This window comes from Nocardiopsis ganjiahuensis DSM 45031 (assembly GCF_000341085.1).
Classification (GTDB): Bacteria; Actinomycetota; Actinomycetes; order Streptosporangiales; family Streptosporangiaceae; genus Nocardiopsis; species Nocardiopsis ganjiahuensis.
Window position 1 is genome coordinate 76,108 of sequence record NZ_ANBA01000027.1, and the last position, 25,096, is coordinate 101,203.

Here is a 25,096-nt window from a genome sequence, read left to right on the forward strand (position 1 = left end):
GACTGAGTCCCTACTGAAAGAAAGACTCATCCTTGCTACAGACACTAATCACTACATTAACTTCCACCGCCGCCCTCTCAGCACTAATCGCATATTTTGCGGCAAGGACAGGAGCAAAGGCATCAATCAACTCAGCAATAATATCCGGAAAACTGCAAGCAGAAAGCGCGATCGATCAAATCGAGTTACAAACCAAGAAAGAGCGGAGCATCTTTCTACTTAAAGAACAAACAGAGCTCTACAGCGACGTCAGCGAATGGATGCATGACCTAGAAGTTTATATTGACGATGTGATTGCCGACATTCACGAATCCGACCGTGCAAAATCGAAAGATGCCCGGTCCATGAGAATGAAGGTCGACGACATTCCCTGGGGGAGTTCGCGGCCCAGTAGGGCCATCTCAAGAAGAATGTACCTACTCTCCGATAGAACTCGAGAAGCACTATACCGTGCCATCAATGAGTTCACCAACTTGCACAACCCTGCCCAAGGTCTGATAAATGATAAGTACGGCCCTCGCCCCGACTCTCCCATAATCAACTCCGAGAAATACGAACCGTCGAACAAAGAAAGAGAATCCCGTCGGCAGGAATTTCTTTCAAGCATACATCTCTGCAAAATAGATTTTTACAAGAAGAAGAATGAGTTATTTCGATGCCTAGCGGAGGACATCAATCAAAGCAATCCTGGTCGGGAAAAACTCGAGGGGCGGTGATTTTTTGCAGTCTTCGAGCGTTACTCGTGCACTAGCCTGAAAACAATCGAATACCGCTTTAGGTCAGCAACTCCCCGCAGAGAGATCGATCAAGCACTGGTGGTACCAGAGGGCTCGCGCCCCCATGGACCCCGCGAGCCCACACGGAACCTGGCGCGACACCGGACGTGCGGGAGCTCAGGCCGACCGCGCCAGAACCCGCGCGGGACCGAACCCGTGGTTGCTGTTTCCTGGGGTACCGGCGCGACTTCCTCTGCCCGATCACGCCCCGCGATGCACATTCAGTGCACATAGCTCCGAGAGGACCCCGGAACCGCCGGGAAGCTCCCGGAACGTCAGCGCAGGTCACAAAGCTATTCGTCGCTTTGTCGACAGGTCGTTAGGGTCCCCCGGTGCAACGGGGCTTCATGGGTTCAAATCCCATACCCTCCGCAGAAGCGAAGGCCGCCCACCGGCACGGTGGGCGGCCTTCGCCGTGTCAGAGCCCTACCGCTGCCAGTCCTCCCGCAGCAGCACGCAGACCGCGTGCGGAGCGTCGTCCTGTTCGCCGATCCCTTCGACCACACCGCGGCTGCGGATCTCCCCGGCGTACCGCATACCGATGCGCTCCATGACGGCGCGCGAACGCACGTTGTGCCGGACCGTGCACGAGACCACGGCCCGCACTCCGAGGACGTCGAAGGCGAACCCCAGGCCGGCGCGGCCGATCTCGGACGCGTAGCCGCAGCCCCGGAACCCGCCCCGGAGCGCCCAGCCGATCTCCAGCCAGTTCGCGTGCGCGGTGAACGGGCGCTCGGACTCGTGTGCGGCGCCCACCCACGGTTCCGCGGGCAGGAACGCGTGGAGCTGCCCCCAGTCGTCGTCGACCGGTGTGCGGGAGAGTCCGCCGCGGCCGACGGCCTCGCCGCTCTCACGGTCATAGGCGATCCACTTGTGCACACCGTGATGGCGCCACGATTCGCCCATGAACGCGGCCGACCGTTCCACCTGTTCCCGGCTCGGCCTGCGGTCGCCGTACCAGGGCCACACGTCGTCGTCGCGGTGCACCCGCCACAGGTCGGCGGCGTTCGCGGAGTCGACCGGTTCGAGCCGCAGCCGCTCCGTGAAAACGGCCCCGCCGGGGCCGGCCGGCCCCGGCCCGGTCTCAGGATTCGGAGAGACGACGGGCCTCCTCCAGCTTCTCCCTCGCACGCGCGCTCCAGACGTGGTCACCGGTCTCGGCGTACAGGCGCTCAGCGGCCTCGAGCAGGCCGACCGCCTCGGAGTAGCGTCCGAAATCGCACAGCACATGGCCGAGATTGTTGGTCGCCACCGCTTCCCTGTGACGGTCACCGGACTCCCGGGACATGGTCTGGAGTTCCTGTGCCATGTAGATCCTCAGCTCCTGTCCGAACAGTTCCTCCATCGTCGCCGCGAAAAGGTCGTCCGGGCTCTCCTCAGAACGCTCCGGAGTCTCGGTGGCATTCTCCGCCCACGAGTTGATCTCCTGCTGATCCGACGCGATTTTGGCGGCGGCCAGTCGGCGCGCGAAGTCGCCCTGTTCGGGGTCCAGGGTCCAACGCTCGGGCCCTATGTCAGGAGCACGGGCGATCAGCCCTTGCCGGGCAAGACCGTGCAGAAGGTCGAGGATCTGCGCGACCCGCTCCTTCAGTGGGTCGACCGGCTCCTCGTCCAGGCCGTTGCCCGACATTGCCTGGACGATGATCGATGTGGGCAGGTCAGGACCGGGAAAGGCTCCGATCCATACCAACAACTCCGCAGCCTCCTCGGGCACGCGCCCCAGGGCTGCGACGAGGTGGGCAGGACCGTCCGGCTGAGAGGGGTGCATGGCGCTCACAGAGGCTCGAAGTGACTACCGGTCGTCCAACCGGGACAGCGGCTGACGGCTGATTCGAGTCTGACAAGGCACTCGGAGCGGCACCAGAAGTGTCGACTGGCCGAAAGAGGCCAGAAGGCCGCCCACGGGGTTCGCGGGCGGCCTTCGTGATCCGCGGCGATCGACGTCGAGTGGACCATCCCGGCGGAATCCGGGGAGCGCGGAGCTCGGGTGTACACCATTCGCCTGCGCGGCGACCGCACGCCTTGAGACTTGGCGATCACGTCGGTCAGTCGGCGTCGAAGCGGCGGTGCCACCAAGGCTGATCCGGGTAGGCGAAGGGGTTGGGGAGGGTGCGGCGGAGGTACCGGGCGTCCAGGGGAACCAGGTGGCGGCTCAGTTCTCTGCGGGCTCCTCTGGGGAGCTTTCGCAGGACGTGCTCGAGGACGTCGCGGAAGTGCCGAACGTTGTTGAGGGTGCAGCCCGGACAGTCAGAGACCTCGATGTCCGGGAAGGGGTCCTCGCGGCGGCTTGCTGCCAAGAACCGCTCGTACCGGTTCAGGGCCTTGGCGGTGAAGCCGACGGAGTGGGCAGGGTGGCGAGAACGCCGCTCCACCAGGTGGATGGCGTGGCAGGTGGCGGAGGAGAGCCCTCGGATGTGGGGGCGGGGCGCTGTCGGGCGGAGGCGTTCCGCGCGTAGGGCGCCGGGGCGTCTACGCGGCATCGGCCTTTCGTGTGGTCATGTCGACATGGTGCCAAATCCGCCGGACACAGGAAAGGGGCCCGACCGTTCCTTCTTCGGCCGGGCCCCTTCGCCGGGTGCTACTCGCCCTCGTCGGCGTGCTTGGGCAGAACCACCACGGGGATCTTGCTGCGGTGCAGGACGCCCTGGCTCACCGAGCCGAGGAGGAGCCCCCGCACGGTGCCCCGGCCCCGGGAGCCCACGACGACGGCGTCGGCTTCGGTCGAGGCCTCGAGGAGGGCCTCGACCGGGTTGGACTGCGTACGCACCACGGTGACCTGGACGTCGACGTCCTCGCGCTGCTCGTCCATGACATCGGCGATGAGTTCGGCGACCATCACCTCGGACTGCTGGTCGAACACGCTCTCCTGCGGCTGGTAGCCCGCGGCGGCCATCGCGAGCGGATCGTACGGGTACGGCACTTCCCAGCTGTTGACCACCACGACCTCGCCGTCGGTCTCGGCGGCCAGGCTCACGGCCAGGCCCAGGGCCCGACGGGCGGTCTCGGAGTCGTCGACGCCGACGACGATGCGGTCGAGCTCGGTGGTGGCCGGCTCGCCCTTGTCGTCGGACGGGACCACCACGACGGGGCACGGGGCCTGGGCGGCGACGCGGACGCTGACGGAGCCGACGAACATCGACTTGACCGTGCCCAGGCCGCGGGTGCCCAGGACGATCAGATCACCGGGTCCGCTGTGGTGGAGCAGCGCCGTCGGCGCCTCTTCAAGAGCGGTCACCGACTCGACCTGGGCGGTCGGCTGGGCCTTCTGGACCAGGTCGACGGCGTTGGTGAGGACGACGGTGGCCTGCCCCGAGATCTCGTCGGTGGGTTCGAACCGGGTCGGGCCGCCGTAGGCGGACACGATCAGCGGCATGCCCAGCGCGTGCACGATGTGGAGCGGAACCCCGCGGCGCACGGACTCCGCGGCGGCCCATTCGAGGGCCGCCCGCGAGTGGTCGGAGCCGTCCGCGCCCACGACCACCCTGGCCGAACGTTCCTGGCTGCTTGCCATAGTTCCCCCTCGAGACGTGATCCAGAGCTGCCCACCATCATCACCGAGTAGAACGAATTCATGCGGGAGCGGCGCAGGGGAAAGAGACCCCCTCCACAGGGACCTTCGTCGCCGGTCGGTCAGCCGGTCTCGTCGGAGTGCGGCGGCAGCACCGCGACCGGTCCGTGTGCCTGGTGCAGGACCCCCTGGCTCGTGGAGCCCATGACCAGCCCCCGGACCCCTCCGCGCCCACGGGACCCGACGACGATCAGGTCGGCGTCCTCCCCGGCCTTGAGCAGGGCCTCCACCGGGTCGGCCTGCATCCGGACGGCGCTGATCTCCAGGTTCTCGGTCCGGTCGTCGATCACCTCGGCCAGCACCCCGGCGACCACCTCCTCGGACTGGCGGTCGAACACCTCCTCGTGCAGCGACTGCTCGTCGGCGGCCAGTGAGGCCTCGTCCGCGGGGAGCGGCACTTCCCAGCTGTTGACCACCACTACTTCCGAATCCGTGGCCAGCGCGTGGTTCAGGGCGAAGCGCAGGGCCCGGTGGGAGGAGTCCGAGCCGTCCACCCCGACCACCACCCTGCCCCGGTGCCGGTCCCGGTCGTCCGCCTCGGGCACGACCACCACCGGGCAGGGCGCGTGCGACGAGGTCCGTACGCTCACGGAGCCGAGCATGATCGCCCGTACCGCTCCCAGTCCGCGTGAGCCGACGACGATGACGTCCCCGTGCCCGGCCTCGTCGAGCAGGGCCCCGGGGGCGTCCTCCGGGGCCAGTACCGTCGCCACGTCCAGGCCGGGCCTGGCCCCGCGCGCGTGGTCGGCGCTCTGGGTGAGCAGCGTGTGCCCGGCGTCCCGGAGCGCTTCGCCGGTCCTGTCCCGCCCCGCCTTCGAGTCGGAGAAGGTTCCCATCGCCATCGGCGTGCCGAGGCCGTGCACGATCCGGAGCTGTTCCCCGCGTCTGGCGGCCGCCTCCGTCGCCCAGACCAGGGCCGCGTGGGCGGCGGTCGAGCCGTCCACCCCCACGATGACCGCCGGCGGGCGTTCCTGTGCGTTCATGTCCACCTCTTCCCCTCCCTTCCATTGTCGTGACAGTGCGGTGAGAAACCAGAGAGGGAAGGGACGCGCGTTGTCGGGCCTCCCTCTCCGGCTCTCCCTGCGGAGCCCTCGCTAGCGCGCGAAGGCCTCTCCCACGCTCGCGGCCAGTTGCAGGTAGGCGTCCTTGGTGGTCGGCGCGAGCTGCTCCAGGTCCACTTCGGCGCCCTCCTCCAGGTGTCCGTCCCAGGGGACCCGCACGACGGCGCGGCAGCGTCCGGCGAAGTGCTCCTCCAGCCGGTTGAGGTCGACGCTGCTCTTGCTGTTGGAGCGGACCATGGACAGCACCACGACGGCGCTGCGGACCAGCCCGCCGTGGCCGTGGGCCTCCAGCCAGTCGAGGGTGGCGCTGGCGCTGCGCGCCCCGTCGACGGAGGCCGAGCTCACCAGCACCACCTGGTCGGCGAGGCCGAGCACTCCGCGCATGGCGGCGTGCAGGAGCCCGGTCCCGCAGTCGGTGATGCAGATGGAGTAGAAGTGCTCGACGATCCGGGCCACCTCGCGGTAGTCGGCGTCACTGAACGCCTCCGAGACCGCCGGGTCGCGGTCGGAGGCGAGGATCTCCAGTCGGCTGGGGGCCTGGGAGGTGAAGCCGCGGATGTCGGCGTAGCGCGACACCAGGTGTCGTTCGTTGAGCAGGTCCCGGATGGTCGCCGCGGTCTCCAGACGCACCTTGTCCGAGAGCGTGCCGCGGTCGGGGTTGGCGTCGACGGCCAGGACCCGGTCTCCGCGCAGGGAGGCCAGGGTGGCGCCCAGGGCGACCGTGGTGGTGGTCTTGCCGACCCCGCCCTTGAGGCTGAGGACCGCCACCCGGTGGTGGCCGGACGCGACCGGTGTGCAGGCGCGGGCGACGAGCTCGCGTTCGCGCAGCACCTTGGGGGACTCGCCCGGGTTGATCAGACCGAGGCTGGCGCTGTGCACGGCTCTGCGCCAGCCGCCGCTGGGGCCCTGGCGGCGGTTGCGGACCAGGGTGGCCGCGTTGAGCGAGTCGGAGGTCTCCCCGTGGTCGGCGTCCTGGCGGGGCGCGCGTGACTGGCCGGGTGCGCCGAACCCGCCCGACCCGCCGGACGCACCGGACCCGCCCCAGGGCGGGGGTTCCGCCCCGGTGGCGCGCGGCCCGGTCAGGGACGGCGGCGGGCTCGGCCTGTCAGGGAGCGGTTCGGTCCGTCCCACCGGGGCCGCCCCGTTCCCGGGTTCGTCCCAGGGGTCGGGGGCGCCCGGGTCCTGCCTGTCGGCGGCCTCGGTACCCGTGGGCTCGGCGGCCTCGCTGTTCTGCGTGACCCCCGGTTGCCAGCGCGACCCCTGGGCGGGCTCCGTCCAGGGGGAGGAGAAGGAGGAAGGGGAGGCATCCGGCGGTGGTGACCCCGGCGCCGGTGCCAGCCGCTCGGTGCGTTCGGCCTCCAGCGGGGGCAGCTGTTCGGGTTCGGGGACGTCGGAGTCGTGGCGCAGTTTGCGCGGGCCCAGGGGGTCCTGTTCCTCCCCCGGCCGGGAGGGGCGCTGGGGCCGCTGGGGGCGGCGCTCCTCCTGCCAGGGCTCCGGGTTCCGGGGTCGGTCACGGGCTCCCGGCATGAGCCGGACCGTGCTGCTGCGCATCTCCTCCGGGTCCTCGGCGGGCTCGGCGGGCTCGTCGGGCTCCTCGGGAACGGTCTCCTCGGAGTCGTCGAGGGCGGGTTCGGCCAGGTCGCCGAGGGTCTCCTCGTCTTCCTCCTCGGGGGCCGGCGCCCGGAAGGCGGTCCCCCGCAACGGCGGCGGGGTGTCCTGGGGGATGCGGGCGTAGGGCGGCGGAGGCGGGGCAGCGCCCTCGAACCCGCCGAACCACTGTTCCCTGGGTGTGGGGACGGACGCGGACGGGCCCTGGGTGGTCTCGGTCGCCGGATCGCCGAACTCCTCCGAGTCGTCCGTCCGGCGCCAGGCCGACTCCGTGCGCTCGTGCGGCTCCTGTTCGGCGCCTGACCCGTTCTGTTCGTGCTGTGCCACCGGGGCTCTCCTGCGTGAAGGGGGTGTTCTGTGGAGGAAGGACCCTTTCGGGATCGTCGGGGGTGGGCCCTCGGGGTTCTCTTACCCGCACAGACACAGCAAAGCATCCTCGCGGGTGCGCTGAACAGAGAGATCCCTCCTCCCGCTCCGTTCCGGAGCTGGGTACTGTCGGCCCCATGCACGCGATCCGAATCACTGAACCGGGCGGCCCCGAGGCCCTGTCCTGGTCCGAGGTCCCCGATCCCGTCCTCCAGGAGGGCGAGGTCCTGGTGGACGTGGCCGCCACCGCAGTCAACCGGGCCGACGTGGCCCAGCGCCAGGGCAACTACCCGCCACCGCCCGGCGCCTCCGAGTACCCGGGCCTGGAGTGCTCGGGCACCATCGCCGAACTCGGTCCCGGAACGGCGGAGTCCGGCTGGTCCGTCGGCGACCAAGTGTGCGCCCTGCTCACCGGGGGCGGCTACGCCGAGCGGGTCGCCGTACCGGTCGGCCAGCTCCTGCCGGTCCCACGCGGCGTGGGCCTGGTCGAGGCGGCGGCGCTGCCCGAGGTGGCCTGCACCGTGTGGTCCAACCTGGTGATGGTCGGCGGCCTGCGCTCCGGGCAGACCGTCCTCCTGCACGGCGGCGGCAGCGGGATCGGCACGTTCGCCATCCAGTTCGCCCGGGCCCTGGGCGCCCGGGTGGCGGTCACCGCCGGCAGCGACGAGAAGCTGGAGCGCTGCCGCGAGCTGGGCGCCGAGATCACCGTGAACTACCGGACCGAGGACTTCACCGAGGTGCTGCGGGCCGAGGGCGGAGCCGACCTGATCCTCGACATCATGGGCGGTTCCTACCTGGACGCGAACCTGCGCTCTCTGGCCACAAACGGCCGCGTGGTGATCATCGGCCTGATGGGCGGACGCAAGACCGAGATCGATCTGGGCCGCATGCTGGCCAAACGGCTCTCCGTCCAGGCGACCACGCTGCGCTCTCGGCCGAAAGCGGAGAAGGCGGCCATCGTCTCGGGAGTACTGGAGCAGGTTTGGCCGTTGGTAGAGGAAGGAGCCATCCGCCCCGTCGTGGACCGCACACTGCCCATCGGAGAAGCGGCGGAGGCGCATCGCGTCATGGAATCGAGCGCGCACACCGGCAAGATCCTTCTCACCCGTTGACAGCGTGCCGGACACAGCCGAACTAGGGGATCGATGAGCAACGCAGACAACCAGAAGGAACCACAGGTCCTGGTGGTCGAAACCGACGAGGACCACGGATCCGGGGGTGACGACGGTTCGGGGGAACCGCGCTCGCTCGCCGACATGGTGGAGCAGCCCGCCAAGGTGATGCGGATCGGCAGCATGATCCGTCAGCTGCTGGACGAGGTGAAGGCGGCCCCGCTGGACGAGGCCAGCCGCACCCGCCTGAAGGAGATCCACACCTCCTCGATCAAGGAGCTCGAGGACGGGCTCGCACCCGAGCTCATCGAGGAGCTGGACCGGCTGACCCTGCCGTTCGCCGACGGTTCGGCGCCCAGCGACGCCGAGCTGCGCATCGCCCAGGCCCAGCTGGTGGGCTGGCTGGAGGGCCTCTTCCACGGCATCCAGACCACGCTGTTCGCCCAGCAGATGGCGGCCCGTGCCCAGTTGGAGAACATGCGCAAGGCGCTCCCGCCGGGGATGTCCGGGCTCCAGGCCCAGGGTCCCGGGGCCGAGGCCCAGGAGGAGCAGCCGCACATGGGTTCGGGGCCCTACCTGTAACGGGACCCGCGACGACGACCACACGGACGGAGCCCGCCCCTCGCTCGGGGGGCGGGCTCCGTTCCTGCTGTCAGGCGTCCGGCGGTGCGGTCAGCGCTGCTGCTTCCGGCACCGTTCCTCCTGCACCGTTCCTCCTGCACCGCGCCTGCTTCCTGCGCGGTGCCTGCTTCTTGCGCGGTGCCTACTTCTTGCTCTTCGCGGCCTGGACCGGCTCGAGGACGTCCTTGCCCAGGTAGGGGCGCAGGGCCTCGGGGACGACCACGGAGCCGTCCTCGCGCTGGTGGTTCTCCAGGATCGCGACGATCCACCGCGTCGTGGCGAGCGTGCCGTTCAGAGTGGCGGCGAAGCGGGGCTTACCGTCCTCGTCCCGGTAGCGCACGTTGAGGCGGCGGGCCTGGAACTCGGTGCAGTTCGAGGTCGAGGTGAGCTCGCGGTAGGTCTCCTGGGTGGGGACCCACGCCTCGCAGTCGTACTTGCGGGCCGCGCTGGTGCCGAGGTCGCCGCCGGCGATGTCGACCACGCGGTAGGGCAGGTCGAGCTTGTCCAGCATCTCCCGCTCCCAGGCCAGGAGCCGCTTGTGCTCCTCGTGCGCCTGGTCGGGACGGGTGTAGACGAACATCTCCACCTTGTTGAACTGGTGGACGCGGATGATGCCGCGGGTGTCCTTGCCGTAGGAACCGGCCTCGCGGCGGAAGCAGGACGACCAGCCGACGTACCGGTTGGGCAGAGCGTCGGCGGGCAGGATCTCGCCGCCGTGGTACCCGGCCAGAGCCACCTCGGAGGTGCCCACGAGGTAGAGGTCGTCGGCGGGCAGGTTGTAGACCTCGTCGGAGTGCTCACCGAGGAACCCGGTGCCCTCCATGGTCTCGGGCTTGACCAGCACCGGCGGGATCATCGCGGTGAAACCGGCCTCGATGGCCTGGTTCATCGCCATGTTGAGCAGGGCCAGCTCCAGCTGGGCGCCCACACCCTTGAGGAAGTAGAACCGTGCGCCGGAGACCTTGGCGCCGCGCTCCATGTCGATGGCGCCGAGCATCTCGCCCAGCTCCAGGTGGTCGCGCGGGGTGAAGTCGAACCTGCGGGGCTCGCCCACGGTCTCCAGGACCACGAAGTCGTCCACACCGCCCGCGGGGGCACCCTCCTCGACGAGGTTGGGCACGCGCTTCAGGACGGCGTCGAGCTCGTCACCGAGCTGTCCGGCCTCGGCCTCCGCCTTCTTGACCTCGGCGGAGAGCGCCTTGGCCCGGGTGAGGAGCTCCTCGCGCTCCTCCGGCGACGCCTTGGAGACGGACTTGCCGACACTCTTCTGCTCGGCGCGCAGGTTCTCGAACCGGGCCAGCGCGGAACGGCGGCTGGAGTCCAGTTCGAGCAGCTGGTCGGCCACGGCGGGGTCCTCACCGCGGGCCCGCTGCGAAGCACGGAGTCGTTCGGGGTCTTCTCGAAGAGCGCGAAGGTCGATCACGTCTTGCAGGTTACCGCCCACCTCACCCCCGGCCCACATCTTTTGCCGACAGTGACGTCATGAACCGTGCCCGGCGCCGTATCTCCGTCGAAGGGCCGGTCGGGGTACACGAGCTCCCGGCGGCACACCGACCGTGGGGAGTAGTCGTGAAACCGCTGGGTGAGATGACCACCGAGGAACTCACCGAAGCCCTGGAGGCGCTCGACGACGCGCGCCCGAAGGACACCGCGCTACGGCTGGCGCTGTACCTGGAGCTGCGCCGGGCCGCCGCCGACGAGTGGCTCTTCGAGGACGGGTCGGAGAGCGACGGCACCGAGGCGAAGGCCACCGCGGGCCAGGGCCGGTCCGAGGGCTGAGGCGGGACGGTCCGGGACCTGGAACGGGCCGGAGCGAAACGGAGGCCCAAAAAGCGAAGCGGAGGCCCAAGGGGGTTGCCGTGAGGGCGCCGGGAGGGTTCTGCAAGACGAGTCAAGCCGCCAGCGAGGAACGAGCCAGGCGTGGACGAGGATGAAGAATCCCTCCGCAAAGGCGCCGAACACGGGCCGAAGCGAAGCGGAGGCCCAAAGGGGTTGCCGTGAGGGCGCCGGGAGGGTTCTGGAGGTGCCGAAGGTGGGATCGCGAGGAACGAGCCATCACACCGTAGACGCCGAAGGTTCCTCCCCTTCTGGGCGCCCGAACACGGGCCGAAGCGAAGCGGAGGCCCAAAGGGGTTCTCGTTCGAGCGCCGGGAGGGTTCTGCAAGACGAGTCAAGCCGCCAGCGAGGGACGAGCCAGGCGTGGACGAGGATGAAGAATCCCTCCGCAAAGGCGCCGAACACGGGCCGAAGCGAAGCGGAGGCCCAAAAAGGCACAGCCCTCAGTCGATGTCGCCGGCGCGGATACGGGCGAGCCAGAGTTCGGCCTCCGCGAAATCCGCGTCGGTGGCGGAGCGCGGCCGCATCGCCGGGGTGATCTCGGTGTTCCGGCCGCCGCGCGGGTAGCTGCCCAGGAAGCGCACGTCCCGGCAGACCCGTCGGATGCCCATGAGCGCCTCGCCCACGCGGGCTTCGGCCACGTGGCCTTCGGCGTCGATGCAGAAGCAGTAGCTGCCCAGGCCGTCGCCGATGGGGCGCGACTCCAGGCGGGTGAGGTTGACGCCGCGGACCGCGAACTGGTTGAGCACCTCGATGAGCGCACCGGGGTGGTCGTCGGTGATGAAGGCGACCAGGGAGGTGCGGTCGGCGCCGGTGGGTTCGGGGAGCGTGCCGGCCCGCGACAGGTAGATGAAGCGGGTGGCCGCGTCGGAGCGGTCGCCGACCCCGGTCGCCAGGGAGTGCAGCCCGTAGCGCTCCCCCGCGATGACCGCGCAGATCGCGGCTTCGTAGGGCGCGCCCGGCTCGGCCACGGCGCGCGCGGCGGCTGCCGTGGAGGAGACGGTGTGGGTGTCGGCGTCCGGGAGGTTGCGTGCGAGCCAGCCCCGGCACTGGGCGAGGGCGTGGGGGTGGGTGGCCACCCGTTTGACGTCCTCCAGCACGGTTCCGGGCCGGGCGAACAGCGCGAACTCGACCGGGACCGCGGTCTCACCGGTGATGAGCAGGGGTTCGCCGTTGACCAGTTCGGCGATCGTGGTGGTGACGCCGCCCTCCACCGAGTTCTCCAGCGGGACGACCCCGCCGTCCACGACCCCGGCGCGGACCGCCTCGAAGACCGCACCCACCCCGTCACACGGGATGCGGGACCGGTCGTCGGCGTCGGGACGCAGGTCGCGCAGGGCCGCTTCGGTGAAGGTGCCCTCGGGACCGAGGTAGGCGTAACGGTTGGGCATGCTGTTCAGGCTATACGGACCCGGTGCCCGGGGGTGGCCGGTTCCCGGCCCGTCCCCGGGTCAGCTTTCGGGACGGGGCCGCGGCGCCCGGGGTCCGCCGTCTCCGGTGGCCCCGTCAGCGGCGGTCCGAGCCGCTGCGGCTGCCGCCGTGACGTCCGCCGAACCTTCGGCCGGGGTGCCCGCCGGGACGTCGGCCGGACCGTCGCGATCGGTCGTGCCGTCGCGGCCGGCCTCGGATTTCTCCGGTCCCTGGACCACGGTGACCAGTGCCTCCGCGTCCTCTTCGGCGCCGGCACCCGTGTCGGCGTCGGCGGTGCCGGCATCGGCGGTCCCGGTACGGGCCGGTTCCGGTGCGGCGGGTTCGGGCAGCGCGGCGCCGACCCCGTTGCCCAGGCGGGCCGAGCGGATCACCCGGTACTCCTCGGGGCTGAGCAGGTGGTCGGCCTCGCCGCGGGTGACGGCCTTGGCGTAGGTGCGTGTCTCGGTGCGCCCGTTGATGGAGGTGACGACCACCCCGTCGCCGTGGCTGTTGAGCATGGCCAGGGAGAAGGAGCGGGCGCCCGACATCTCCTCCAGGGCGTCGTAGTGCAGCACGGCCACGTCGCGGACGGCACGGGGATCGGCCCCCGAGGTGTTGACCGCGAGGGCCCGTTGGGCCAGTACCTGGTACTCGCCGCGGATCTCACGGGTCCGGTTCAGCGCGTAGAGGCCAAGGGCGAGCCCACCCAGCCCGGCGAGCAGAGCGATGGAAACCATGATCGTAGTGAACACAGCGCGAGCGTATCGCTACACATCGCGTTCATGGTGTGGTCTTAGCGATTTTTGCGAGCAATGTGCCCGAGTTTTCGGGACAGTTCACGTCCGGTGCCGCGCGTCCGTTCCGTCACGCCCTGCCAGGTCCGGTGCAGGGTCGGTCGCAGCTCCCGTGCGGCCAGGGCCCGCGCCACGTCCACGAACTGGTGTGCCCGGTGCAGTTGGGCCCGCACGTCCGTGCCGGTCGCGCGGTGCTCCAACGGGACCTCGACCTCGACCACCCGGAAGCCTCCGTGCAGGACGTCGATGGTCAGCCCGGTCTCCACGCCGAAGCCGGGGGCGAGCGGACGGGCCGCGTCGAAGGCGGCACGGGTCAGGCAGCGCTGACCGTTCAGCGGCTGCTCCGGCTCCCAACCGGTGGTCCTGCGCACGCCCTCCCGGGCCAGGCGGACCACGAAGCCGTGCCCGCCCAGTCGCATCCGGGTGGCGGGGAACAGCGCGATGGTCATGTCCGCCGCGCCTTCGAGGACAGGCTCCACCAGGGGTGCCGCGTTCTTGGCGGTCGCCCCCAGGTCGGCGTCGAGGAAGAGCAGGTGCCTCGGGACCCCCGGGGCCCCTTCGGCCGCTTCCCGTTCCTCCACCAGACGCACGCCCTCGGCGCCCGTCTCCATGGCCGCGCCCTTGCCCCGGTTGCGGCTGTGTCCGAACACCCGGGCCCCGGCCTCCAGGGCCAGGTCGGTGGTGCGGTCACTGGAACCGTCGTCGACCACCACGACCAGGTCGACCCCGGGGAGGGTGCGCGCCGCGGTGACGGTGGTGCCGATACGGTCGGCCTCGTTCTTGGCGGCGATCACCACGGCGACCCCCGCCCCGGTCGGCCCCTCGGGCCCGCTCCGCGTCACTGGCACCGGCTACTGCGCGGTGCCGGTCCCCGCGGCCACCGGCAACGCGTCGAGATCGGCGTGGATGACGAAGACCTCGTTCAGTCCGGTGACCTGGAGGACCTTCATGACCGCCGGTTTGGGCGCCACGAGTTCCAGGTCCCCGCCCCGGTCACGGGAGCGCTTCATCGCGGAGAGCAGGACACTGATCCCCGTCGAGTCGCAGAACTCCGTCCTCGACATGTCGATGACGAGGCGCCGTGCCCCCACCTCCAGGGCCCCGACGAGCTCGTTGCGCAGCTGGGGGGCCGTGTACAGATCAATCTCACCGCCCACGGTTACCACTGCGACGTCATCTTGAGATCGGCTTGATATCTTCAACTCCACGGTCGCGACTGTAGCGCCCAGGCCGTGGCCAGGCCACCTCGTTGGCGGCGTTTCGCTCCATCAATCACGTTCCTCCGCCCCGAGAGGCCGAAACAGCTGCTCGGAACGGTGCGGACAGGCTCGCGGGAGCCGCGTGAGCCGGTCGGCCGGAGCGCCTCGGCCCGGCCTCTCAGAGCAGGGCGCCCCAGGCGGGCGCGCCCCCTCCGACCCGGAGGTCGAACTCGACCACGTCGGCCGCGTCCGGAAGGCCGTACCGCTCCTCCGCGGTGGAGACGGGCAGGTCGGTGGCGGTGCCGTTCCGGTCCTCGGCCACCTCTTCGGAGGCGATCTCCAGCACCGCCCACACCGTGGTCGTCGTCGCGTCCATCTCGGTGCCCCAGCGGCCCGCCAGGGACTGCACGATGCTCAGGCCGCGCCCGCCCAGGCCGGACAGGGAGGGCCGTGCCACCCGCGGCATGGTGCTGGAGCCGCCGTCGCGCACCGAGATCTCCAACCAGTCGGCGGTCGGAGCGTCCGGGGCGCCCTCGATCCGCCAGGACACACCCACGGTGTGGCCGGGCAGGGGGCTCGCGTGTCTGAGGGCGTTGCTGACCAGTTCGCTGAGGATGAGGGCGGCGTCGTCGACGCGGTCGGTGCGGATCTTCAGGGCGCGCAGATCGGCGCACAGTCCCTGTCTGGCCCCGGTGACGCTCTCTGGAGCATAGGGAAGAACGACGCTTCGCTCGACCTTCCGAGGGCTCCGGGGATCCCCGGTGCCGCGTTCGGCGTTGTCTCCTGACACAGCTTTCGTCCCTGCGAGTTCGTGCTTCTCGGTCAGCCCGGAACCCGCCCGAAGTGTGTCGGCGAATTCCACCAGGGGTGGAAATGCCCCGATCCACCGCGAGGGAAACCCGCTGAGAGATGAATCAACGGGGGCGCTCCCCGTCGCGAAGACGTGTATCTCCGACAGCGCAGGGCTTCGGGGGCTTCTGAGGTTTTTGTTGTTTCCTGCGAAGGGTGGTGACCGTTCTACGCCTTTGCGGACGGGATCTCCGCTCCGCCCCTCCCCTTCGGTGTTTCGGACACCACAGTGCCGAGCTCGGCTTCCTCGCCCCTGTGCCGGGGCAGGGTGACCCGCATCCGGGTGCCGTTCTCCAGGCGGTGGGCGGTCACCTCACCGCCCTGTTCCCGTACCAGCTGGCGCACGATGTACAGGCCGATCCCGAGGCCGCTGTACCCCCTGCGGTCGCCGCGTTCCCCGCTCTGGAAGAAGCGTTCGAAGATCCGTTCCTCGTCGCCGGGGTCGATGCCGATGCCCTCGTCGTCGACGTGGATCGTGACGGTGTCCTCGCCCTCCTCCACCTCGACCCGGACTGTCCCGCCGCTGGGGGAGAACTTCAGGGCGTTCTCCAGCAGCTGGTCGATGACCATCCCGGTGACCAGCGGGTCCCCGACGGTCCAGAGGGTCCCGCCGGAGTCGAGGGTCAGGTCCTGCCGTTCGGCCAGCGGGCGGAAGGCCGTGACGGACTGGCCGAGCAGCTCCACGAGGTCGAAGGGGACCTTGTCGACCGTCATCTCACCGCTGGCCACGTCCGAACCCAGCCGGAGCCGCTCCACCAGCTTGGTGAGCGAGCGGGCGCGGTCCAGGATGATCTCGCTCGCCTCCTGGCGCCCCTCCGGGCCCAGCCGCTCGCCCTTGCGGGACAGCAGGGCCGCGTACCCCTGGATCACCGTGACCGGGGTCCTCAGCTCGTGCCCGGTGCTGGCCAGGAAGAACTCCCGCTCCTCCTCCAGCGCCTTCTGCGCGGTGATGTCGCGGAAGTCCACGACCCACTCGTCGGTGTCCGGGATCCGCGCCATGAGGATCTCCAGCCACCGACCGCCCCGGTTCCGGTGCTTGACCGGTTCGCCGTGCGCGGCGGGGATCGGGAACGGAGGGTGCCGCCCCTCCATCTGCTCGGAGGTGTAGCCGGTCAGCTCCGCAGCCGAACGGTTCCACTTGCGGACCTTGCCGCTGGAGTCCAGGACCGCGATTCCGTCGGCGCTGGAGTCCGACACCGCTTGTTCCCTGGCCCGCTGGAGCTTGAGCTCCTCGTAGGCCATCGCGTTGCCGATCGCCACCCCGGCGTGCTCGGCGAGCAGCTCCAGGAGCTCCAGCTCGACGTGCCCGACCTTGCGCTGGCTGTACAGCGCGTAGAGGGCGCCGTAGGGGCGGCCCTGCACGTTGGACACGCACAGGGCGATGGTGTGCAGGCCGGGCAGGTCGGCCCAGACCAGGTCCTCCAGGCTGCGGGTGGCGCTGTTGGCCAGCAGCACGGACTTCCCGCTGCGCAGGAGCTCGCCGAACAGGCTCGACTCCAGGGGTGCGCTGACCCCGTACAGCTCGTCGGACAGGTGGGTGAGGCTGACCAGCTCGACCCGGTTCTCGTTGAGCAGGACGAACCCGCCCGCGTCGGCACCGGTGAGCTCGGTCAGGCTGCTGATGATGCGGTCCAGGACCGACTTCAGGCTGAGGTCGGCGTTGATGTCGGCCACCACGTCGGTGAGCCGGCGCACCAGCCGGGCGCGCTCCATCGCGGAGGTCTGCGCCTGGACCTCCTTCTCGCTCGGGTAGAGCACGAGGGCCCACCCGGCGTGCCGCCCCTGCTCGTCGTGCACACAACCGGTGCTGACCCGCACGTCGACGGCGGTGCCGTCCTTGCGCAGGCGGCGGGTGAAGATCGTCAACGGGGTTCCGGCGCGCACCTGTTCGAGCACGGCGCCGTACTCCGGCCGCAGCTCCCGGGGGATGATCGGCAGTTCACCGCCGAGCACCTCCGCCGCGGTCCAGCCGAACATCCGTTCGGCGGCCGGGTTCCACACCGTGACCCGGAGCTCGCCGTCAATGCCGATCACCGCGTCCGCTGAAGAGGCCAGCACGGCTTCGGCGCTGAGGGGCGCGCGCTCGGAACTCACGTCGTCATAGTGCCACCCGCGGGGCCCCGAGTGGCAGGGCTTCGCACAATCCGTCCAAATTCGACGCCTCGGGTGACGCTGGGTCCGCTCTAGATGACGCGGGGCTCGCCCTCGTCCTCCGCCTTCATCTCCCGGGCTGCGTGCTCCCACGCCTGCATGCCGCCGGCGACGTTCACCGCGTCCCAGCCCGCCTGGTTGAGCGCCATCACGGCCTGGGCAGAGCGTCCGCCCGCCCGGCAGACGACGTAGACCTTCTGGTCCTTGGGCACCTCTCCGGCGCGCTCCCCCAGCGTCCCCAGCGGGATGTGCACGGCGTCGGGCGCGTGGCCCGCCCGCCACTCGTCGTCCTCCCGGACGTCAAGAAGGTAGACGCCCTCGGGAACCTCGTTGACGAGAACCTCTGCGACCTGTCCGCCGAACATGATGGTGACCCCCTGTGTCAGATGTGTTCGAAAAAGGTGAGAACCGGTGGAACCCCGGTTCCGGGGCCCGCGTCCAAGCAGTATGCGTAAGCACACCTTCGCAACGGCCCTGCCGACCCGCCTCGCCGCACTCGCAGCTCTTGGCCTGCTTATCACGGCCTGCGGCAACGAGCCCACCGAGGTGACCGCGACATCGCCCGAGACCGAGTCCGACGCCCCTGACGAGACGACCCCCGACGAGTCCGCCGAAGTGGAGCTCGTGATCGAACGCTCCCTGTCCGAGGACGACGCCCTGACCGCCGAGGAGGGCTACGAGGAGGGCGAGTGGACCCTCACCTGCGCCCCCGCGGGCGGTGACCACCCCGACCCCGATGCGGCCTGCGCCGAGATCGAGGAGGCCGGGACCGAACCGTTCACCATGGACACCTCCGACATGATGTGCACGATGCAGATCGGCGGCCCCGAGGTGGTGCACGTCACCGGCCAGGTGGACGGCACCGAGATCGACACCGAGTTCAACAAGCGCAACGGCTGCGAGATCGACCGCTTCGAGCAGGTCCACTCGGTACTCAACCCCTAGGCCCTCCGCACCCCCAGGACGACCCCGTGGAGAGGGGCGGACCACCCGGTCCGCCCCTCTTCCTTGTGCGCGGGACGCCTCCCGTGCGCGGGACGGCCTACGTGTAGGGCGTGTCCCAGAAGGCGACCTCGTGGCGCATCCCCTCCAGGAAGTAGCGCTCCGCGCGCTCCGGGTCGGGTTCGGCCTCCTCCAGCATGCGCCCGTACTTCGCGGTCAGGTCGGTGAAACCGGGGTCGGCGTAGGTGTCCACCCAGCGCCGGTAGCGCGGGTCCTCCGGCCTGGATTCGGCCAGCTCGATCCCCAGCTGGTTGTAGCCCCACATGCAGGGGTAGACGGCGGCGAGCCCGTCCCGGTAGTCCGCCGCGGCGTCCAGGAGCCAGGCCGTGTAGGCCGCGCAGGCAGGGCCCTTGTCCTTGCTGGTGAGGTCGGCGCCGAAGTCCCCTGACAGGGAGCGGTGCAGCTCCAGTTCCTCGTTGAGGGTGCTGTGCGCGATCCCGACCAGCTCCGCCAGGTGCCCGTCCGGAGCCTGCCAGGCCAGCCGGGAGAAGGCGCGGGCGTAGTCCAGCAGGTAGAGGTGGTCCTGCTCCAGCCAGTACCGGAAGGCCCGCTCGTCGAGGTCGCCCCGGGCGATCCCGGCGACGGTCGGGTGTGCGAGCTGTTCGGCGACCAGCGGCCGCCCGATCTCATGAAGTCTCTCGATGATTCCCACGCCCGGAGTGTCCCACCCGGGTGGTTTCGCCCCAAGCCCTGGCATCCACCGGCCCTCGGGGCTTCGAAACTTATCGAAGCGGCGACCGGCACGCGAGCGAAACTTTCGGTACCCGGTACCGATTTATCTCACCCCATCAGAACAGGGACTTCAGTCATCGGATGTGATTTCTGTCTCTGAACGGGTTGACCCTTCCAGTCACTCGGACGTACATTCGCGGCCAACATGTTTCGCGAAAATTTACGAAACTTTCGGAGCATTCGGGTGCGCCCGGACACCTCCCGAACCCACCCGAGGAAGGTCTTCCTTGACCCGACCCACCGGCCACACGGACACAGCGGACCAGACGGCAGCCGACCCCGGATGGCGGGACCCCTCGGCGCCCCCCGAGAGGCGTGTCGAGCTGCTCCTGGCCGCGATGACCCTGGAGGAGAAGGTCTCCCAGCTGCACGGGCTGTGGGTCAGCGCGAACACCTCCGGCGCACCGGTCGCCCCGCACCAGCACGACCTGGCGCAGGAACCCCCCGTATGGGACGAGGCCATCGACCGGGGCCTGGGCCAGCTCACGCGCCCCTTCGGCACGGTCCCGGTGGACCCCGCCGCGGGACGCACGTCCCTGGCCCGGAGCCAGCGGGAGATCATGGCGGCCAACCGGTTCGCGATCCCGGCCGTCGCCCACGAGGAGTGCCTCACCGGGTTCGCCGCCTGGACGGCCACCGTCTATCCCGTGCCCCTCGCCTGGGGCGCCAGCTTCGATCCCGTCCTCGTCGAGCGGATGGCCGCCCAGATCGGGCGGAGCATGCGTGACGTCGGTGTCCACCAGGGGCTCGCACCGGTGCTCGACGTCACCCGGGACCCCCGCTGGGGCCGGACCGAGGAGACCATCGGCGAGGACCCCCACCTGGTCGCCACCGTCGGCACCGCCTACGTACGCGGCCTCCAGTCCGCCGGGATCGTGGCCACCCTCAAACACTTCGCCGGGCACTCCGCCTCCCGGGCCGGCCGCAACCTCGCGCCCGTGTCCGTCGGCCCGCGGGAGTTCGCGGACGTCCTGCTCCCCCCGTTCGAGATGGCCGTGCGCGAGGGTGCGGCCGGGTCCGTCATGCACGCCTACAACGACAACGACGGGCTCCCCGCCGCTGCCGACCCCGGCCTGCTGACCCGACTGCTGCGGGACACGTGGGGTTTCGAGGGGACCGTCGTCGCCGACTACTTCGGGGTCTCCTTCCTGCACACCCTCCACAACGTGGCCGGGACCCCCGCCCAGGCCGGGGCGCTGGCCCTCGACGCGGGCGTGGACGTCGAGCTCCCGACCGTGGCCTGCTACGGAGACCGGCTCGTCGAGGAGGTCCGGGCCGGCCGGGTCCCCGAGGAGACGGTCGACCGGGCCGCGCGGCGCGTCCTGCGGCAGAAGTGCGCGCTCGGGATGCTCGACCCCGGCTGGTCCCCGGAAGGGCCGCCGGCCGCAGGCACAGCGGAACCGGCCGCAGGAGCCGCGGCGGGCAACGGCCGGCCGGGCGGCGAGGAGGGTCTCGACCTGGACCCGGACGAACACCGGGCCCTCGCCCGACGCCTGGCCGAGGAGTCCGTGGTCCTCCTGGAGAACCCCGACGGGCTGCTCCCCCTCACCGGCACCGGGAGCGTGGCCGTGGTCGGACCGCTCGCGCACACCGCCGACGCCATGCTCGGCTGCTACTCGTTCCCCGCCCACGTCGGGCGCCACCACCCCGGAGTGGCCAGGGGCGTCGAGATCCCCACCCTCCTGGAATCCCTGGTCGGGGAGCTGCCGCGGGCGCGGATCGAACACGCCGAGGGCTGTTCCGTCGACGGCGAGGACACCGACGGGTTCGCCGAGGCCCTGGCCTCGGCCCGCTCGGCCGAGGTGTGCGTGGCGGTCCTCGGAGACCGCTCCGACCTCTTCGGCCGGGGTACCACCGGCGAGGGCTGCGACGCCACCGACCTCACCCTTCCAGGCGTCCAACAGGAGTTCCTGGAGGCGCTCGCGGAGACCGGCACCCCCGTGGTCGCCGTGCTCCTCACCGGGCGCCCGTACGCCCTGGGCGCGGTGGCCGACCGGCTGGCCGCGACGGTCCAGGCCTTCTTTCCCGGGGAGGAGGGCGGGCCCGCCGTGGCCGGTGTGCTCTCCGGCCGGGTGAACCCCAGCGGGCGCCTGCCCGTGTCGGTCCCCCGCACGCCCGGCGGCCAGCCGTCCTCCTACCTGGGCCCGCCCCTGGCCCACCGCAGCCAGGTCAGCTCGGTCGACCCGACCGCGCGGCACCCGTTCGGCCACGGCCTGTCCTACACCCGCTTCGAGTGCTCGGACCCACGGGTCGACGGTGCTTCCCCGCGACCGGACCGGCCGACCGAAGTGGACACCGACGGGTCCGTGACGGTCGGGTGCACCGTCCGCAACTCCGGTGCCGTGGCGGGCACCGAGGTCGTCCAGCTCTACCTGTCCGATCCGGTGGCCCGGGTGGCGCAGCCGGTCCGCCGGCTCGTCGGCTACGCCCGGGTCCCCCTCGCCCCCGGTGAGGCGCGCTCGGTCGGCTTCACCGTCCACGCGGACCTGGCCTCCTACACCGGGCCCGCGGGCCGGCGGATCGTCGAACCGGGCGAGCTCCGCCTCACCCTGGCCGCCTCCAGCGGAGACGCCGGGCTGCCCGTCACCGTGTGCCTCACCGGCGACGTTCGCACCGTGGACCACACCCGCAGGCTCACCTGCGACATCCGGCTCGATCAGGCCCCCGCCCCGTCCCCCGAGGAGGTCCCCCCGTCATGAACCCCCCGTCAGCGGAGTCCGCTCCCGCCCCCGAAACGGCGCCCCTTCGCGTCGCGATCGTCGGCACCGGGAACATCGCCCGGTTCCACGCCCAGGCGCTGCTCGCCGAACCCGAACGCGCCGTGCTCGTCGCGGCCGTCGACGTCGACCCGGACGCGCTGGACGCCTTCCGGGTCCGGCACTCGATACCGCGCGGCTACGCCGGCCTCGAGTCGATGCTCACCGCGGAGCGGCCGGACCTGGTCCACGTGTGCACCCCGCCCGGACTTCACCGCGCCCAGGTGGAGGCCTGCCTCGGCGCCGGAGCGTCGGTCCTGGTGGAGAAACCCCCGGCGCTGAGCCTGGCCGAGGCGGAGAAGATGGCCGCCGCCGAGGGCGGGGACCGCGGCCCGTGGATGGCGACGGTCTTCCAGCACCGCTTCGGTTCGGGTGCGCTCAGGGTGCGGGCGCTCATGGACTCGGGGGCCCTGGGGCGTCCCCTGGTGGCCACCTGCCACACCACCTGGTTCCGGCCCCAGGACTACTTCGACCTCCCGTGGCGGGGACGGTGGAAGACCGAGGGCGGCGGGCCGACCCTGGGCCACGGCATCCACCAGACGGACCTCCTCCTCGCGCTGCTGGGGGAGTGGACGGAGGTGTCGGCCGTCGTGCGCCGCCAGGCCCGCGACATCGAGACCGAGGACGTGTCCGTCGCCCGGGTCGACTTCGCCAACGGCGCGGTCGCGAGTGTCGTCACCAGCCTGCTCTCCCCGCAGGAGGAGAGCCGGATCCGGATCGACTTCGAGCGCGCGACGGTCGAGCTGACCCACCTGTACGGCTACGGGGACGACGACTGGCGCCTCACCCCGGCTCCGGGGTTCGAGGACGAGGTCACCGCGGCCTGGGAGGCGGGGGAGCACGGAGTCTCCAGCGGCCACCACGCACAGGTCGTCCAGGTCCTGGACGCGGTCCGCGCGGGCACCCCGCCCCCGGTGACCTCGCAGGACGCCCTGAGTTCCCTGCGGCTGGTCGCGGCCGTGTACGCCTCCTCCTTCGAGGGGCGCCCGGTCGCCCCCGCCGACCTGGGGCCCGGCTCCCCGTTCCACGACCGCATGAACGGGGGCCGTTCGCTGTGAGCGCCCGTGCGGGGGCCGCCGCGGAAGGGGGCCCGGTGTGCGCGACTACGTGATCCGCCGCTGCCTGTACATGGTCCCGACCCTGTTCGCCATCTCCGTGGTCGCGTTCCTGGTCATCCAGCTGCCCCCGGGCAACTTCCTGACCACCTACATCGCGCAGCTGTCCGCACAGGGGCAGGGCGTGGACGGCGCACAGATCCGCGCGCTGGAGGAGCGGTACGGGCTCAACGACCCGGTCGTCGTCCAGTACTGGAAGTGGATCTCCGGGATCGTCACCAGGGGCGACTTCGGGCAGTCCTTCCAGTTCCGGCGCGACGTCTCCGAACTGATCTGGAACCGGATCGGCCTCACCCTGATCCTGGCGCTCAGCACGCTCCTGCTGAGCTGGGCGATCGCCTTCCCCATCGGCGTGTACTCGGCGGTGCGCCAGTACTCGGTGGGCGACTACGTCGTCACGTTCATCGGCTTCGTCGGTCTGGCCACCCCGAACTTCATGCTCGCGCTGCTGTTCGCCTGGGTGTCGTTCCGCTACTTCGGGCAGAGCGTCGGCGGCGTCTTCTCCCCGGAGTACGCCGACGCCGCGTGGAACCTCGGCAAGCTCCTGGACGCGATGTCCAACCTGTGGGTGCCGGTGGTGATCATCGCCACCGCGGGCACGGCGGCCCTGGTCCGGGTGCTGCGCGCCAACCTGCTCGACGAGCTGCGCAAGCCCTACGTGACCACCGCACGGGCCAAGGGGCTGCCGGAGTGGCGGCTCATCCTCAAGTACCCGGTGCGCATGTCCCTGAGCCCGTTCATCAGCACCATCGGGTGGATCCTGCCCACGCTGATCGGCGGGGAGGTGCTGGTCTCCATCGTCCTGAGCCTGGAGACGACCGGCCCGCTCCTGGTGGAGGCGCTGCGCAACCAGGACATGTACCTGGCCGGGAGCTTCATCCTCGTCCTCGGTGTGCTGACCGTCGTCGGCACGCTCCTGTCCGATCTGCTGCTGGCCTGGTGGGACCCGCGGATCCGGCACCAACACGTCGAGAGGGTCTGACCCATGGTGCGCACCCCCAACCTCCCGCCGCCGGCCCCGACCGGGACCGGGGCCGATCCGGGGAGGGCCCCCGGCGACGTCCCCCAGCGGGTCCTCGTCCGGCGGCGCTTCCTCCGCAACAAGCTGGCCGTGATCGGTGCGCTGGTGCTGTGCGGGTTCGTCCTGGTGTCGGTCTTCTCCGAGTTCGTGGCGCCGAGCACCCCGCACGCCTACGACGCCTCACGCACCCACGCCCCGCCCCAGCGGCTGCACTTCGCGGACACCGACGACGGCTTCGAGCTCGGGATGTACGTCCACGGCTTCGAGGTCGAACGCGACCCGGAGACCTTCGCCAACAACTACACCGTGGACGAGTCCACCAAGATCCCCGTGGGGTTCTTCGTCCAGGGGCAGCCCTACGAGATGTGGGGGCTCGTCCCCATGGACCGGCACCTGATCGGCGCCAAGGACCCCGCACAGGAGGTGTACTTCCTCGGTGCCGACCGCAACGGCCGCGACATGGCCTCGCGCATCGTCTACGGCACCCGGGTGTCGATGTCGATCGGGTTGGCCGGTGTCGCGATGTCGTTCGTGCTCGGTCTGGTCCTCGGCGGGATCTCCGGATACTTCGGGGGCCGGATCGACAACCTCATCCAGCGGGTCATCGAGTTCCTGATGTCCGTCCCCACGATCCCCCTGTGGATGGGCCTGTCCGCGGCCGTCCCCCGGGAGTGGGGCGCGATCCAGACCTACCTGGCGATCACCGTGATCCTCTCGCTCATCGGCTGGACCGACCTGGCGCGCGTGGTGCGCGGCCGGTTCCTGTCCTTACGGCAGGAGGACTTCGTGACGGCGGCCAGGCTGGACGGCTGCCGCAGCGGGCGGATCATCGGCCGGCACATGCTGCCGTCCTTCACCAGCCACATCATCGCCTCGCTCACGCTGGCCGTGCCGTTCATGATCCTCGCCGAGACCTCGTTGTCCTTCCTCGGCCTGGGACTGCAGGCGCCCGTCGTGAGCTGGGGCGTGCTCCTCCAGGAGGCGCAGAACATCCACTCGATCTCGGGCGCCCCCTGGGTGCTGCTGCCCGGGGCCGCGGTGACGGTGGCGGTCCTGGCACTCAACTTCGTCGGCGACGGTGTCCGCGACGCCGCCGACCCGTACAGGTAGGGAGGCCGA

24 protein-coding genes are annotated in these 25,096 nt (G+C 70.4%); 9 read left to right on the top strand and 15 right to left on the bottom strand.

The annotated features are described in order from the left end of the window. Positions 1–32: 32 nt before the first annotated feature. Positions 33–716 (top strand): hypothetical protein, encoded by a 684-nt coding sequence (locus tag D458_RS36600; RefSeq protein ID WP_152521281.1) that lies wholly within the window; start codon positions 33–35, stop codon positions 714–716. 486 nt (positions 717–1,202) lie between these two features. On the opposite strand, the gene D458_RS0128875 is transcribed toward D458_RS36600, so the two are convergent. The 6 genes from D458_RS0128875 to D458_RS35900 form a co-directional block, all read right to left on the bottom strand. Beyond that, a complete protein-coding gene (locus D458_RS0128875) occupies positions 1,203–1,907 on the bottom strand; it encodes a GNAT family N-acetyltransferase (protein WP_239648092.1) in 705 nt (234 codons plus the stop codon). Further along, the gene (locus D458_RS37765) at positions 1,861–2,553 is read right to left on the bottom strand and encodes a hypothetical protein (RefSeq protein WP_017590205.1); all 693 of its coding nucleotides are present in this window, start codon (positions 2,551–2,553) and stop codon (positions 1,861–1,863) included. Before D458_RS37765 ends, D458_RS0128875 begins: the two co-directional genes overlap by 47 nt. A 268-nt stretch (positions 2,554–2,821) precedes the next feature. Next, entirely contained in the window at positions 2,822–3,256 is a 435-nt protein-coding gene (locus D458_RS0128885) for a hypothetical protein (protein WP_017590206.1), read from the bottom strand. 98 nt (positions 3,257–3,354) lie between these two features. Further along, positions 3,355–4,287, bottom strand: a complete 933-nt coding sequence (locus tag D458_RS0128890; RefSeq protein ID WP_026119783.1) for a universal stress protein — start codon at positions 4,285–4,287, stop codon at positions 3,355–3,357. A gap of 119 nt (positions 4,288–4,406) precedes the next feature. Then, positions 4,407–5,327, bottom strand: coding sequence for a universal stress protein (locus tag D458_RS0128895; RefSeq protein ID WP_026119784.1), 921 nt, complete (start codon positions 5,325–5,327; stop codon positions 4,407–4,409). A 111-nt stretch (positions 5,328–5,438) separates the two neighbouring features. Continuing rightward, positions 5,439–7,340, bottom strand: coding sequence for a MinD/ParA family ATP-binding protein (locus D458_RS35900; RefSeq protein ID WP_083936460.1), 1,902 nt, complete (start codon positions 7,338–7,340; stop codon positions 5,439–5,441). 176 nt (positions 7,341–7,516) lie between these two features. Between D458_RS35900 and D458_RS0128905 the strand changes: the two genes are divergently transcribed. Then, positions 7,517–8,491 (top strand): NAD(P)H-quinone oxidoreductase, encoded by a 975-nt coding sequence (locus D458_RS0128905; RefSeq protein ID WP_017590209.1) that lies wholly within the window; start codon positions 7,517–7,519, stop codon positions 8,489–8,491. Positions 8,492–8,524: 33 nt separating this feature from the next. After that, positions 8,525–9,073, top strand: coding sequence for a bacterial proteasome activator family protein (locus tag D458_RS0128910; protein ID WP_017590210.1), 549 nt, complete (start codon positions 8,525–8,527; stop codon positions 9,071–9,073). Between the two features lie 181 nt (positions 9,074–9,254). Here D458_RS0128910 and serS read toward each other — a convergent pair whose 3' ends face one another. Continuing rightward, positions 9,255–10,535, bottom strand: coding sequence for a serine--tRNA ligase (gene serS / locus D458_RS0128920; RefSeq protein ID WP_026119785.1), 1,281 nt, complete (start codon positions 10,533–10,535; stop codon positions 9,255–9,257). A 146-nt stretch (positions 10,536–10,681) separates the two neighbouring features. On the opposite strand from serS, the gene D458_RS34535 reads away from it, so the two are divergent. Beyond that, the gene (locus D458_RS34535) at positions 10,682–10,891 is read left to right on the top strand and encodes a hypothetical protein (RefSeq protein ID WP_017590212.1); all 210 of its coding nucleotides are present in this window, start codon (positions 10,682–10,684) and stop codon (positions 10,889–10,891) included. Positions 10,892–11,391: 500 nt separating this feature from the next. Here the strand turns inward: D458_RS34535 and pheA are convergent, their stop codons facing one another. The 7 genes from pheA to D458_RS0128960 all read right to left on the bottom strand — a co-directional run bounded on the left by pheA (position 11,392) and on the right by D458_RS0128960 (position 17,716). Further along, the gene (gene pheA, locus D458_RS0128930; RefSeq protein WP_017590213.1) at positions 11,392–12,339 is read right to left on the bottom strand and encodes a prephenate dehydratase; all 948 of its coding nucleotides are present in this window, start codon (positions 12,337–12,339) and stop codon (positions 11,392–11,394) included. A 60-nt stretch (positions 12,340–12,399) separates the two neighbouring features. Further along, positions 12,400–13,110: a DUF4446 family protein gene (locus tag D458_RS0128935; RefSeq protein WP_017590214.1), complete on the bottom strand. Its 711-nt coding sequence runs from the start codon at positions 13,108–13,110 to the stop codon at positions 12,400–12,402. Between the two features lie 41 nt (positions 13,111–13,151). Continuing rightward, complete coding sequence (locus D458_RS0128940) at positions 13,152–13,949, bottom strand: glycosyltransferase (RefSeq protein ID WP_017590215.1); 798 nt, start codon at positions 13,947–13,949, stop codon at positions 13,152–13,154. Positions 13,950–14,003: 54 nt separating this feature from the next. Next, positions 14,004–14,360, bottom strand: a complete 357-nt coding sequence (locus D458_RS0128945) for an STAS domain-containing protein (protein ID WP_193374664.1) — start codon at positions 14,358–14,360, stop codon at positions 14,004–14,006. Positions 14,361–14,529: 169 nt separating this feature from the next. Beyond that, entirely contained in the window at positions 14,530–15,141 is a 612-nt protein-coding gene (locus tag D458_RS0128950; RefSeq protein WP_017590217.1) for an ATP-binding protein, read from the bottom strand. Between the two features lie 227 nt (positions 15,142–15,368). Beyond that, positions 15,369–17,294, bottom strand: a complete 1,926-nt coding sequence (locus D458_RS0128955) for a sensor histidine kinase (protein ID WP_017590218.1) — start codon at positions 17,292–17,294, stop codon at positions 15,369–15,371. Positions 17,295–17,383: 89 nt separating this feature from the next. Continuing rightward, entirely contained in the window at positions 17,384–17,716 is a 333-nt protein-coding gene (locus D458_RS0128960; RefSeq protein ID WP_017590219.1) for a rhodanese-like domain-containing protein, read from the bottom strand. 82 nt (positions 17,717–17,798) lie between these two features. On the opposite strand from D458_RS0128960, the gene D458_RS0128965 reads away from it, so the two are divergent. Further along, positions 17,799–18,296: an SSI family serine proteinase inhibitor gene (locus tag D458_RS0128965; protein ID WP_026119788.1), complete on the top strand. Its 498-nt coding sequence runs from the start codon at positions 17,799–17,801 to the stop codon at positions 18,294–18,296. Positions 18,297–18,393: 97 nt separating this feature from the next. Here the strand turns inward: D458_RS0128965 and D458_RS0128970 are convergent, their stop codons facing one another. Next, positions 18,394–19,005 (bottom strand): TenA family protein, encoded by a 612-nt coding sequence (locus D458_RS0128970; RefSeq protein WP_017590221.1) that lies wholly within the window; start codon positions 19,003–19,005, stop codon positions 18,394–18,396. A 307-nt stretch (positions 19,006–19,312) separates the two neighbouring features. Between D458_RS0128970 and D458_RS34540 the strand changes: the two genes are divergently transcribed. From D458_RS34540 to D458_RS0128990, 4 genes are read left to right on the top strand one after another with little or no spacing between them, the layout of a single operon-like run. After that, complete coding sequence (locus D458_RS34540; protein WP_017590222.1) at positions 19,313–21,784, top strand: beta-xylosidase/alpha-l-arabinosidase; 2,472 nt, start codon at positions 19,313–19,315, stop codon at positions 21,782–21,784. Further along, positions 21,781–22,899 (top strand): Gfo/Idh/MocA family protein, encoded by a 1,119-nt coding sequence (locus D458_RS0128980; RefSeq protein ID WP_017590223.1) that lies wholly within the window; start codon positions 21,781–21,783, stop codon positions 22,897–22,899. Before D458_RS34540 ends, D458_RS0128980 begins: the two co-directional genes overlap by 4 nt. A 37-nt stretch (positions 22,900–22,936) precedes the next feature. Then, on the top strand, positions 22,937–23,938 hold the full coding sequence (locus D458_RS0128985; protein ID WP_017590224.1) for an ABC transporter permease: 1,002 nt from the start codon (positions 22,937–22,939) through the stop codon (positions 23,936–23,938). 3 nt (positions 23,939–23,941) lie between these two features. Beyond that, complete coding sequence (locus tag D458_RS0128990) at positions 23,942–25,087, top strand: ABC transporter permease (protein ID WP_017590225.1); 1,146 nt, start codon at positions 23,942–23,944, stop codon at positions 25,085–25,087. The last annotated feature ends 9 nt before the right edge of the window (positions 25,088–25,096 follow it).